Annotated in this window: 11 protein-coding genes; all 11 read left to right on the plus strand. The window is 43.6% G+C overall.

Translation table 11 applies throughout. The annotated features are described in order from the left end of the window. Positions 1 to 492: 492 nt before the first annotated feature. The 11 genes from IGJ12_RS01775 (at position 493) to IGJ12_RS01825 (ending at position 13,157) form a co-directional block, all read left to right on the plus strand. On the plus strand, positions 493 to 5,376 hold the full coding sequence (locus IGJ12_RS01775; protein WP_430619280.1) for a hypothetical protein: 4,884 nt from the start codon (positions 493 to 495) through the stop codon (positions 5,374 to 5,376). Between the two features lie 14 nt (positions 5,377 to 5,390). Next, entirely contained in the window at positions 5,391 to 5,759 is a 369-nt protein-coding gene (locus IGJ12_RS01780) for an LPXTG cell wall anchor domain-containing protein (protein WP_008376260.1), read from the plus strand. Beyond that, the gene (locus IGJ12_RS01785) at positions 5,692 to 6,405 is read left to right on the plus strand and encodes a WxL domain-containing protein (protein WP_016609549.1); all 714 of its coding nucleotides are present in this window, start codon (positions 5,692 to 5,694) and stop codon (positions 6,403 to 6,405) included. The genes IGJ12_RS01780 and IGJ12_RS01785 overlap by 68 nt, the downstream gene beginning before the upstream one ends. Positions 6,406 to 6,450: 45 nt before the next feature. After that, a complete protein-coding gene (locus IGJ12_RS01790; RefSeq protein ID WP_008376256.1) occupies positions 6,451 to 7,251 on the plus strand; it encodes a WxL domain-containing protein in 801 nt (266 codons plus the stop codon). An 11-nt stretch (positions 7,252 to 7,262) separates the two neighbouring features. Beyond that, positions 7,263 to 8,003, plus strand: a complete 741-nt coding sequence (locus tag IGJ12_RS01795) for a WxL domain-containing protein (protein WP_005232357.1) — start codon at positions 7,263 to 7,265, stop codon at positions 8,001 to 8,003. 67 nt (positions 8,004 to 8,070) lie between these two features. Beyond that, positions 8,071 to 9,153, plus strand: a complete 1,083-nt coding sequence (locus IGJ12_RS01800) for a DUF916 and DUF3324 domain-containing protein (RefSeq protein ID WP_016611453.1) — start codon at positions 8,071 to 8,073, stop codon at positions 9,151 to 9,153. Beyond that, complete coding sequence (locus IGJ12_RS01805) at positions 9,143 to 9,943, plus strand: class A sortase (RefSeq protein ID WP_016611452.1); 801 nt, start codon at positions 9,143 to 9,145, stop codon at positions 9,941 to 9,943. Before IGJ12_RS01800 ends, IGJ12_RS01805 begins: the two co-directional genes overlap by 11 nt. Before the next feature lie 44 nt (positions 9,944 to 9,987). Continuing rightward, complete coding sequence (locus IGJ12_RS01810) at positions 9,988 to 10,479, plus strand: hypothetical protein (protein WP_016611451.1); 492 nt, start codon at positions 9,988 to 9,990, stop codon at positions 10,477 to 10,479. Continuing rightward, entirely contained in the window at positions 10,457 to 11,917 is a 1,461-nt protein-coding gene (locus tag IGJ12_RS01815) for a helix-turn-helix domain-containing protein (protein WP_244732918.1), read from the plus strand. The genes IGJ12_RS01810 and IGJ12_RS01815 overlap by 23 nt, the downstream gene beginning before the upstream one ends. A gap of 208 nt (positions 11,918 to 12,125) precedes the next feature. Then, positions 12,126 to 12,695: a TetR/AcrR family transcriptional regulator gene (locus IGJ12_RS01820; RefSeq protein ID WP_005227190.1), complete on the plus strand. Its 570-nt coding sequence runs from the start codon at positions 12,126 to 12,128 to the stop codon at positions 12,693 to 12,695. Between the two features lie 3 nt (positions 12,696 to 12,698). Beyond that, entirely contained in the window at positions 12,699 to 13,157 is a 459-nt protein-coding gene (locus IGJ12_RS01825) for a low molecular weight protein-tyrosine-phosphatase (protein WP_005232347.1), read from the plus strand. The last annotated feature ends 45 nt before the right edge of the window (positions 13,158 to 13,202 follow it).

Consider the following 13,202-nt stretch of genomic DNA (forward strand, 5'->3'; position numbering starts at 1 on the left):
TTATTTTATATGCAATGGAATTTTTAAATAACGTTTTTTATTCATTTTTGATTATAACATTATTATTATCTACAGTCAGAAGATAGGAAGCGTTCTTTTAACTTATTATTTTAGGTCGTTAGAAAAGAGTTTTGTGCCGCTGAATTTTGTCAAATATTCTAACATTTTATTTATTTTTCTCATCTTAATTTAATTTATAGTGTTGATTTATCCCTCGTTTTTTGTATGATTTATGAAAGAGAAAAGCATTTTTTTGAAAAGAGTCGATGATTCATCTTGATAATTTGAGCTTTTTTTAATTGATGAGTAGTTAATAGCTGTAAGATGTGGAAGTTACAAAAATTGGAATTATGAAAAAACAATTATAATCATAATTTTGAATGGAAGAAAAAAAGAATTATAATTCTCTTTCGTCAACTCGCTAAACTAAGAGTTGTAACACAGGGCGTGCACTGCGCGATACGTTTATTTTTTTAAGATAGGAGGGATAAAGTGAAACGGTTTTTAACAACTTTACTTGTTTTTCTACTAACATCAGGTCCGTGTTTTTCATATGCAATGGTAGTGGCACAAGCCGAAAGTGTTACAAAAACAAGTGAAGAACAAATGATTTCTTCTGCTGAGCCGGTCGCTTCATCAACCGACAATCAGGAAGAAACCAATCAAACGGAAATAAAAGAATCTAGCGAAGCTGCTTCGGCAGATTCGACTGCAGCAACCACTGAGACATCTTCTTCTGAGACAGAAGAGTCATCCGAAGCTGTAGAAGAAGTCCAGGTGACCTTTCTAACAGATACTGAGCATGTATTTGCTACCGGAAAAACTCGCATCCAGTTCAGCAAAAACAAAGGGGAAGCACTAAAAGAAAGTGATTTACCAGTTTTTGAAGATGATACTGCTTTTGAAGGTTGGTCGTTAGACGGTACGGTCTATACAAGCCAAGCGCTGACCGAATTGATTCTCACGGAGAATCAAACCTTGACCGCTGTTTTTAAACCGACTGTTAAGGCAAGAGCGGCGGACATCTCGTTGGCAGAACAATCGATCAAAGAGATCATTGCAGAAGCCGATAAAACGAAAGTGATCGCTGTACCAAGCCCTGCTGGAGATGATTCAGCATATGCAGAATACACCAATAGTGCTGAAGGGATTCGTCAAGCGTTGTTCGATATGTATCAAAACGGCAATGGCCAAGAATTTGCTTTGTATGTCGGCTCTGGCTCAGCTTTAGCGACTTTGCCATCAAATCTGACTTCAAAGACGATTCCAGACACAGTCGATAATACAAACATGACTTTTTATGCACTACAAGGAAAAATCAGTCGCTTGATCATCACAGGGCATAGTGATGATCCCATCACAGATGCAACAACGTTGACTTCGGGTAGTCGAACCGTTCCTTTTGGCACGGACATCTACTTTGGTTCTGATGTAGTGATTCGAAACCTCAACTATACGGGGACGAGAATGTACATGAATGGACATAGTCTTTCCTTGAACGGTGGTTCCACCGGCAATGGCCTTTCTATTTATGGAGGAAGCAACAATGGCGACCTTACTGGAAATCCGACGATCACTGTAAATGCGACAGGCTCTGGAACTTGGAACATCTATGGTGGGAATCAAAGCGGTGGTACATTGACTGGGAATACAGCGGTTGTCGTAAATAATACGGTGGGCGGCATCAGTACGATTGCAGGAGGTGCCAATATCGGTACGATTGATGGGAATACCAGTGTCACGATCAATCGACTAAATGGCACACTGACCAATTATTATGGGGGCGGTGTCGGAACCACTACTTCAAATACAGCCAATGTTACCGGTAATGTCGCAACAGTCTTTCAAACAACGAACACCAATTTCCGTTTAGGAACCTATTATGGCGGTGTTCAATACGGGAACATTGGTGGAAAAGTCCACAATACTCTCACGGGAGTGGGTGGTTGGACCGGTACAGGATTGAATTATTATGGTGGTTCCAGAGAAGGAAATATTGGACAGACACGAGAGCAAACAGCGATTACGAACCAAGTAGACACTAGCGCCTATTCTACAGGAGCAGCCTATTTTATTGGTGCCAATCGAACCAATGGAACGATTACTGGGAGTATTGAAAATACGATTAAAGCAGGTGACTACAATCAAGGGTCGTTCAATCGTGTCGATGGCGGAGCAGGAATGGACGTAAGTGTTACCAGTCTGCAAACTGGATCTGATAGTGTGTATGACGCGATGACACCAACTGATCGCCGGGCTTACGCTGAAACCACTGCTCGCTTTAAAGTATACGGTGATATTACGACGAAAATCCTAGAAGGCTGTGTCAGCTATGGAGGAGACAACTTATCGTATACGCGGGCAGCTGGGTATGGTGGCTTTATTGACGGCAGCACAACTGTCGAAGTCGGCGTATTAAATGATTCTCGCACGGTCGGCGGACCTGGATTCGTTTATAGTTATGGGGGACGATCTTATAAAGATGGTATTGCCTATTCAAATAGCTTGAATTCACGAGCAAATGGTGTCGGAACGTTTGATATCGTAGGCGGAGGCGGTACCAATGGTGTGCAAGCAACCAACCTTTATATTTATGGGGATACAAAAACAGTCTTAAACAATGTAGTCGCTCGTTGGACCTATGGTGGTGGTTTTTCAGGAATCATCGAGGGAAACACGGCAAACATCTTGAATGGCGGGATCGTGGATACGTTGGAAGGTGCAGGATATACCGGTAAACGTGTATTTGGTAATTCACATGCTGAAGTAAATTACGGTCAAGTCGACTGGTTTCTCAGTGGCGGCGGTTGGGGGGATGCCAAAATTACTGGGGACGTTTCAGTGACTGTTCATGATGGTATCATCAATGCCTCAATGGGGGCCTCGTATGGGTATTTTTCTGGACACACGATCAATGGAAATTCTGATAATCGAATTTACGGCGGAGATTTTTCTGGAACACCTCGGACAGGTCCAAGTGCTTTTTCTGGGGGAATCACGAATGCAGGTTCGCTGCTAGGGGATGCACAATTAACAATCGATCTAAGGGATTATGAAGGGGAATTTAAGCTTCCTTCAGGAACGAATATCTCAGGTGGAAATCCGTATAACAGTACCAACATCGTTGGGACTGACAGCTCCAATACGATTACATTGAACATTTATACAAAACCGGGATCAGATGCATTGAACGGGGCAACGATCTATGGCGATGGTGGTTCAACGGCCGCCAACACAAGAAGCGGTAAAATCAATATTAATATACAAGCAGAAGGATCAAGCATCGGTAACTTGTATACAACAAATTATTCAAACATTTCTTCAAATCGAATTTTAAGAGATGTCGAAATGCGGGTTCAAGGAGCCAAAAGTATCAATGGGATTTCAGGCGGAAATGCGTCAGACAACTTTACGAACACGATCGTAGCCAACAGCAGCAATCAAGTGAAGATGAGCTTTGGTGAAAATGTCGATGGGACAGCTTCTTATCAAACTGATCCAATCGCTGTGACGGGTCTGGGAATCGTCAACTTTACCGAATTGAATGTGACAAACGGCATCAAGCTAATGGCCAATGGGGGAGACATCAAAAATGGCCGTTCAGCCACTGCTGTCAATCACGCAACGACCTATCATCAGTTCGGTGACATCCATCTTTCCAAGGATGCCGGTATCGGTATTTCTTCTGCAACGAATTTGATTTCAGGCGCGAAGTTAACGGTGGAAGACAAAGGGACGATTGAGTCACCGCCGGGAACGGGGCGAATCAATCTTTCAGATTTCGCAACACCAGATACGGACAAAGATCATTTAACGTGGCTGAAAACGACGACCAATGATGCAGGTTCTCGAGTCAACAGTCAAGGGACGTGGTTTGGAGCGGTTAGTGCCTATCAAGTACTGACTATAAATCCAACTGCTGCTAATGCTGCAGCGATCACGCCAATCAACTTCAGCGGGATCGAAAAAGCGACTGGGAAAACCTTCATCGGGGACAACGATGTGACCAATGCAGCCAACGGGTACGGTATTGCGATACCAGGTTCGATCATTAACTACGAAGTCGAAACACCGGGAGTCGCTAACGGGATTGGCGCCATTAGTCACAATGTAACGGCAGTCAAAGAGAACAATACGCCGCTGACCTTGCAAGCATGGGGAACTGAGCAGGCGGGGACACAGGTGCAAAAAGGGCGTTTATTGATTCCCTACACGGTAACGGAATTGCCAACATTGACGTTTACACCAGAAACCCAAACGTCCGGTTCATGGGTCTATGCGGGGCAAATCAAATCCAGCAAGCTGGATAGCACGGATCAGCAGTTGACGGAACAACCAGATTCAGAGCCAGTTGACTGGACGAGTCCTGATGGGGAGTATAGTTACGATATTAGTGTCCGCTACTCAAATAAGGCTGAAGTCCAAGCCCGCAATGTGATCCTTACAGAGCAAGAGGCACAATCGCTGACCAAAGAACAAGCCGTGACTTATCTCGAAGCCAGCGGGCGTCCTTTCTTTAAGGATACGCTGACAGATGAGGTCTTAGCTGCGATTCAAGAACCGTTAGAAACAGCGGTCTACCGCAAACAAGCGATCACTTTTTCAGTAGGGGAAAACGATCAGAATCAGGAAGAAACTACCGTGAATCTGGTGGTGGTCAAAAATGAAAGTGTCATTTCTGCTGATCGGCAATTTGCCGTCTATGCAAAAGATGTCCGTTTGACCTTACCAGAAGCAACGGCGCTGACAGATGAAGCCGCTTTGGCAGACTATACCCAAGCAACCACGATTTTTGCAGATAATCGGGCAAATATACCACCGACTGTCGATCCGCAAGCTTTTGCCGCGATCCAGCAAGCAACGGAAGATGAGCTGTTGAAAAATGTATCAACGGCTTACCATTATGAAGCAGGCAGTCAACGGGCAGAAAAAGTCGTCAATGTCGCAGTTGCCGGCGAGCTTATTTTAAGCAGTGTGCCAACAGACTTTGATTTTGGGCAGCAGAAAGTTGCCACAGAAACACAAGATTATTGGCCAACGATCACAGGTGAGCTAGCGGTGAAAGATACGAGAGGGTCCGAACGGAGTCCATGGCGCTTGACGGTCAAAGAGCAACAGCCATTAACGGATGGGACAGATCAATTAACCGATGTCTTCCGCTTTGTGACAAACGGTCAAGAACAGATGATAACCAGTGGGGAAATGATCATCGAGGAAACGGAATTGACAGAAAATGGCACATACGTCGTGAATCAGCACTGGGGCGAAAGTCAGAATGAAGGAATCAAGCTTACCGTTCCAGTCGAACAGCAAAAAGTTGGGGACTATCAAGGAACCTTGAGCTGGCAGCTGGTTTCGGCACCTGGCAACCCATAAAGGCAGGAAAACAAATGAAAAAAATCATGATCGGTATTATTGCTGGCTGTCTATTAATATTTCCTCAGCTCGTTTCAGCAGCCGAAGCAGGTGCTTATGACAGCAATGGCATTACTTCCTTTTTCGGCGTCTATGAAGAACCAGTTGAGGAGCCAGAAGAGCCCGTAAAAGAACAGCCAGGGAATAAACAAGTTAATCAAAAAGGCAACAATATTCTGCCGGCAACAGGATCAGATCACTTCAATAGCTATCAAAGCAGTGGTCTTGTCGTTTTGTTGGCAGCAGGAATCATTTTAATCAAAAGGAGAACAAAAAATGAAAAAACTTTTCTTGACGGCAGGCATTCTATTGATGAGCACTGCTCTGTTACCAACAACCGTTAATGCCGCTGAATACACTTCAAATGGAGCAATCACTTTTGAAGCGGACCCGAATCCAACCAATCCAGTTGATCCGACCGATCCAGAAAAACCAGTGGATCCCGTCGATCCAACCGATCCAGATGGACCAAATCCTGGAACAGCTGGACCATTATCGATTGATTTTGCTTCAAGTTTTCAATTTGGCAACCAACTGATTACTTCTGAAACAAAAGATTATTACGCACAGCTGCAAGAGTTCACAGCTGGCGCTGCTGGACCAAACTATGTGCAAGTAACAGATAAACGAGGAACGCAAGAAGGTTGGTCATTGAGTGTTGTGCAAAACGGACAATTCAAAACGGCTGATGACGAAGAGCTAGTCGGCGCTTCATTATCGATCGCCTCAGGTGCAGCAACTTCAGTCACCGATATGCAGTATGCACCAACAGTTACTGCAAGTCATACCTTTGTACCCGATAGTGAAATCACCTTGGTCAATGCACCTGTCGGAAAAGGAATGGGAACTTGGATTTACAAGTTTGGGAACGATGCAACGGAAGGGTCAACGGCAGTAAAATTAAACGTACCAGGCAGTTCCGTAAAATTAGCCAAAGAGTATCGGACGACATTGACTTGGAATTTAAAGAATGTCCCTGAAAGCAATTAAAATCACTGATTTTCAGTAAAAAAGATAAAGGAGTGTCAAATAGAAATGAAAAAAACAGCATGGGTCTTTTTAAGTCTTGCCGTATTGGCAGCAGCGAGTGCAGCAACCGAGGTTTCAGCAGCCGAAGCGGCTTCTTACACCTCAAATGGGGCGGTTGATTTTATTCCAAATACCGATCCGACGAACCCAGTCAATCCAGAAAACCCAGATCCAGAAAACCCGGTCAATCCTGTTGATCCAACCGATCCCGATGGACCAAATCCTGGAACAAATGGCCCGTTATCGATCGATTATGCCTCTAGCTTAGATTTTGGTGTCAATAAAATCTCCAATAAAAACGAAGTTTATTATGCACGAGCACAAGGGTACTTGAATGACGATGGCACAGCTTCTACATTAAAAACTGCCAATTATGTCCAAGTAACTGATAATCGCGGTAGTAATGCCGGTTGGCGGTTGTCTGTGAAGCAAAATGGACAATTTAAAAATGAATCGACGTTGAATCAAGAATTGACTGGTTCTGTCATCACCCTAACAAGCCCTGCCGTTAAATCAAATGCGATTGGCGTCACTGCTCCAGTGGCAGAAGCAACGATCACGTTGGATGCAGCCGGTGCTGAATCAGTGGTGATGACCGCAGCAAATCAAACAGGTGCTGGGACATGGGTCAATGCTTGGGGAAGCGTTGAGTCGATCACTGAAATAGACAAAGATGATCAAGAAGTACAAGCCGATATTACCAAAGCAGTCGCACTTTCTGTACCAGGCAGCACCCCAAAAGATGCCGTTAGCTACACGACTACATTGACTTGGGTATTATCAGATACACCAGGAACGGAAGGATAAGGAGTATAGACATGAAAAAAACACTAGCATTTCTCTCAGTATTAGGCTTAAGCCTAGCAGCACCAGTGCTGGCACAAGCAGCGGACAGTGCAGAATACAACTCAAATGGACAAATCACCTTTGAACCAAATACGGATCCAACTAATCCAATCAGCCCAACGGATCCAGATCCAGAAAATCCGATCAAACCAGTGGATCCAACGGACCCAGATGGACCAAATCCGGGAACGAACGGACCGCTATCGATTGATTTTGCTTCAAGCCTTTACTTTGGCACACAAAAAATCACCTCAAAAACAGAGATCTACCATGCGGAAACTCAAAAATATGTGGATTCAGTTGGTGATAATCAAGAAGGACCGAATTTTGTCCAAGTGACAGACAATCGGGGAACAGAGAGCGGTTGGACATTGAATGTTCGCCAAAATGGTCAGTTCAAAACAGCGGAAGATCAAGAATTGACTGCTGCGCAAATTCGTTTGACGAAGGGAACTGTGGTAACTCCTTCATTGTCACCAAAACCATCAAATGTGAGCGCAACGATCACATTGAATCCAAATGGTGCCCAATCCTTAGTGATGAGTGCCCAAGATGGCGAAGGGGCAGGGACCTATTTAATGAGCTGGGGCGATAGTTTAGCTGCAGCCATGGATAGCATTGAGTTGGAAGTTCCAGGCTCAACGACGAAATATGCCAGCCAATACAACACCACATTTACTTGGTTACTAACAGACACACCAACCAACCCATAAGTACCAGCTTTCTCCTTGAACCTCGAAAGGGTTCAAGGAGAATACATAGAAAGAAGGGACATCCATCATGAAAAAAATCAAACAGCTTTTGGCGCTCCTATTCGCAAGTATTTTCTTTTTTGTACCAACCATAGGAACCGCTTCTGAATTTAACTTTGCCGTCAATCCAGTTATTCCAGAGAATCAAATCGATAAAGAAAAGACTTATTTTGACTTGAAAATGGAGCCAGGAGCGGTTCAAACTGTAGAAGTCCAATTGCGCAATGACACCGATCAAGAGGTCGTCATCGCGCCAGTGATCGCTTCTGCTACTACGAATCTAAACGGGGTCGTGGAATATGGCGAAAACGACATCGAAGCGGACGAAACCTTGCCTTATGATATGGCTGATTTGATTGAAGTGGAGGAAGAGATCACGATCCCGAAACAATCCCAAATCACCTTACCCTTAAAGATCAGTATGCCCTCAGAATCGTTTGAAGGGGTTATTGCCGGTGGTTTGACCTTGAAAGAAACGACAGCGGAAACCGATACTGCTGACAGTGAAGAAGACCAAGGGTTAGCCATCAAGAATGAGTATGCCTATGTCGTTGCGATTTTACTCCGTCAAAATACAACAGAAGTCACGCCGGATCTAAAACTGCTGGATGTTGGACCGGGACAAGTCAACGCTCGCAATACCATCAATGTTACGTTGCAAAATCCTGAATCAGCTTACTTAAATTCCTTACGGTTGATCAATGAAGTGAAGAAGAAAGGCGATAGTGACGTCTTGTATGCTTCAGATACCTCACGAATGCAAATGGCACCTAATTCAAACTTCTCGTACCCAATTTCCTTGGAAGGACAACGTTTAGAAGCAGGGACCTATGTGTTGACTTCCGTGGCCTATGGTGGGAAAAGCGATGAAGGACAATACAAAGTGGAGAATGAAGAAGGCGAGGAAGAAAGCTATCTCTATAAATGGAGCTTCGAAAAAGAATTCACAGTGACTGGCGATGTTGCTCGTGATCTTAATAAGAAAGATGTGACGATCGAAACAGATTACACGTGGCTTTACTTCTTGATCGGCGGTCTCTTGCTGCTGCTCGCCTTACTGCTGCTTTTATGGTACCGACGAAAGAAAAAAAATGAAACGGATGAAGCGTGAGCACCTTGAGAAATACTTGATCGATGGCTTGATCATCGCAGGTATCCTCTTGTTGGCACTTCCTTTTTTAAAAGAAAGCATCGTCAGTTGGCAATTACGCACAAGCGAATTGACGATAGCGACCCAGCTGCCGACAACGATTCCAGAAGAAGAAACGATTCAAATGCCGGCTCTAGGGGATGTATTGGCTCCGCAGTCGGCAACGATCACCGGGTACGGCTTTGTTGCAATTGAAGCGATCGAGTTCCAGCAGCCGCTATTGGTGGGGATAACCAATCAGCAGCTGCTGAAAGGCGGTGTCGTGATGTTTCCGGAACGTTTGTTAAAAAATAACAATTTTGTCGTTTTAGGGCATCATCTCGGTAGACAAAGTTTGTTATTTGGTCAATTGCTAGAAGCACAGGTGGGGATGGAAGTGTCCGTAACCTACCTCGAGGAACGCCAGCAGTATATTATTATCGATAAAAAAGTCGTAGATGAATCCGACTTGTCGGTTCTAACAGATGACCAGACACCAAAGTTGACATTGATTACTTGTCCCACACCTACTCGAACAGAAGAACGCTACGTGCTGACAGCGATTCCTGTTGAGCAAGCAACTGCCGGGCAGTCGCAAAACACAGCGACCATGGGCAGTACGTCACAAGGCGCAAGAGTGTTGGCTCAAAAACAAGAAATGTTATGGAAACAACAATCTGAAAAAAATTGGTTTCTTTTATTTGTTATTTTATTTATAATTAGTGGATGTCTGCTTGGCGTTCACAAACTGTTGAAACGTTCAGCGCCGTAGAAAGAGCATCAAAAAGAAGCTCTGTTGATAAGGAGGGTGAAGAAATGAAACGCAGATTTGGTTTTGTCATTGGTGCCTGCATGATTATTGGAATGATCGATCTTGTCACAGAACAAGTTGTTTTTGCGACTATCTATAATCCGCTAGACCCCTCAGAAGAAATCGTCCCAACGGATCCGCCAGAAGGAAGTACGGAAAAAGCAGATGAACCGCCTGCAGAAAAGGAAGAATCCAAAGAATCGCCGGCTCCTGAACCGGAACCTGTTCCGAAAAAAGAACAGGAACAATCCGCATTTCCAGAGAGCAGTTTTTTGGAAAAACAGAAGCACTTAGCACAACGAGTCATGTTAGAAGATGTTTTTGCGTCGGATCGTTTGGCTGTCGATTTAGCACTGCCGGGAAATAATACGGATGGTGACGGGGATGACAAACCTTCGTATCTTGCCAGCTTATGCTATCTATTTTCAGGAAACGTTCTTTATGGCCAAAAAAATAACGGAGGCTTGAAAACGCATGTTTGTGACATTTTTGAATAAGGCGGACAAACGAAAATTGATGATGCTGCAATATTTGGAAAACGCAGTCGCTCTTTCTGAAACGAAGGAAACATTGATGGACCAATTGACCATGTCGGAATTTCTGATCAATAAGACCGTTCAAGAATTGAATCTTGATTTTTATGAACTAGGATTGAATGAGGAATTTGAGATCGTGACCGATGGGACGGTCATTAAACTGAATGCCTCCGGGCTGGCAACTTCAGACACACTACTGACCTATTATCTAGATCAAGCGTTAAAATTTTCTATGTTGAAAGAATGCTTTTTTGAGCAATTGTCTTCTTTATACGAATTTGCTACCAATCACTATCTAAGTCATAATCCCGTCTATAAAGAATTTAAACAGTTTAAACTGATCTTGAAAGAATACGACATTGAAGTGACGAAAGAGTTTCAGCTGGTGGGTGAAGAAAGTGAGATTCGGGAGTTTATTTTTCTCTTTTTTATGAAGGAATATTATTTGAACCATTCCCCTTTCCCAAAATGTATCTTGGACAAAGAAAAAACCTTTGATCGATTCAATGAAAGTACTTGGCTGAATCCAGAACAGTCTGCCCGCATGCGGATTCGCAAGAAACATTATCTAGGTATTGTTTTGGCGCGGATGTCTAAAGGACATTTCATACAAAACAGTGTGGAAAACGATTTAGTCTTGCCAAAACATTTAGTGATCATTGAAGATTTGAAGCGTTGGTTGCAGGAGATCTTGACGATCAACAATCAAGAAGTCCTAGAACGTGAAGCACGAGATATTTTGCGCTTTTTGATCGTTGAGGGTTGGCTGATCGACAATAATAGCTACATCGACCAAGAACAAACCTATATCCAACAATTAAACGAGCAGTTTATTCAGGCGGTCCAACAGCAGTTTTCGCTAGCCACGGACACGTTGGCACTGCTTCATGCCGAAACGACTACGATTCATTACCAGCTCCTGTCGTTTTCTTTTAGTTCTCGCTATGAGTACCAATACATGGATGTCACGTATTTTCTTGAGACGTATCCTGAATATGCTGCCTTTTGCCGCAACTATCTGGAAGAAAGTCGTAATCGACCGATCTTATGGAACAATAAAGAGTTTTTGTTTTTTAGATACCTTATTTTATTAGTTTCTACGATTCCATTAAAAGAGATTTTGGTTCCTTTATATGTCTGTGTTGATTTTTCATTTGGTGATTCCTACAACCAGATGATCAAAAAGAATATTGAAAAAATTCTCGATTTGAATGTACAATTCCAGAGTTACCCAGATGATCATACGCACCTGATTCTTTCAAACCTGCCATTTTATGGTGCGTTGGGGATCGACCATATTTTATGGCTCGCACCACCTAGACCCATCGATTGGGCCAATTTTACTGAAAAAATCAGCGTGATTCGCAGAGAACAATTTCAAACCAAAATGGCACAGTGAGCATCTTGCCGTTTAACTATCAAAAGCAGCGTCTGCCTCAAATGAAGGCAGGCGTTTTTTGCAGAAATCAGCCATATGCAAAAAGCACACAGGGATCTATTGCCCTGACGAAGTGTTCGGATAAGGTCTGTGAAAAAGGACCATTTGATAGGATTTTTTTTTGCTAGAAAATTTGGTATGATAGAAAGAGAAGAAAAAGAGGTGCCCTATGATGGATGGGAAACAAACGAAGGCTGTGATTGGCCAGACATTGATCACCCTTTGTGAGACCAAAGAAGTGAATAAAATCAGCGTACAGGAGATCGCCGAAAAGGCGCAAGTCAATCGGCAGACGTTTTACTACCATTTTCCTGATAAAAAAGCTTTGATCCAATGGATCTATCGGCAAGATGCCCTGATTTTTTTGACGACAGAAGATGTCTCCCTTGATAACTGGGAAGAAGCCGCCTTGCGCATGCTGAAAGCAATGAAACAAGCGCCGGCCTTTTACCGCAAATCACTGGCTTATGACCGCGAGATCTTAATGAACGGTTTTTTACAGATCACAGAACCGCTTTTTCAGCGCTTGTTCTTGGAGGTCGATCAAGAGCAGCAATTGACGAAACAAGACATTCTATTTTATAGCCGATTCTTTTCCTACGGCTGCGGAGGCATTTTGGAAAATTGGATTCACAACGACTTTCCAGAGACCCCATTAGAGATTGCGACGCAATTGTTTCGTTTGGCGAAGGATGTGGAATTTTTTGGCCACCAAATCTATGAAAAAGAGGAGCAGTAAGCGATGACGAAAGTTTTATTTGTTTGTTTAGGTAATATTTGCCGTTCCCCCATGGCAGAAGCTATTTATAAAGCAGAAATAGCAAAACACAAGTTGGATTGGCAGATCGATTCGGCAGCGACCAGCTCATGGGAAGTCGGACATTCTGCTCATCCCGGAACCAAAAAAAGACTGCGTCAAGCAGGGATCTCTAGTGACGGTCTTATTTCACGGCAGATCACTGAAGCGGATTTTGCCACATTTGATTGGATCATCGGCATGGATGCGAACAATGTTGAAACACTTCAAGCGCTAGCACCTGCCGATACGACCGCAAAGATCCGTTCGTATTTGAGTGTTGTTCCTGGCAAAGAGGCTGAGGAAGTACCAGATCCTTATTATACAGGAGATTTCGAAGAGACCTATCAACTGCTGCAAGAGGGGATTCCTTATTGGCTAGAGGTTATTTCTTCTGAAAAATAAGGCGTGTTCGCTTGTATTTTATCAAAAATTTGCTAAAATAGAACC

It is taken from the genome of Enterococcus sp. DIV0802b, from assembly GCF_050543535.1.
Classification (GTDB): Bacteria; Bacillota; Bacilli; order Lactobacillales; family Enterococcaceae; genus Enterococcus_D; species Enterococcus_D entomosocium.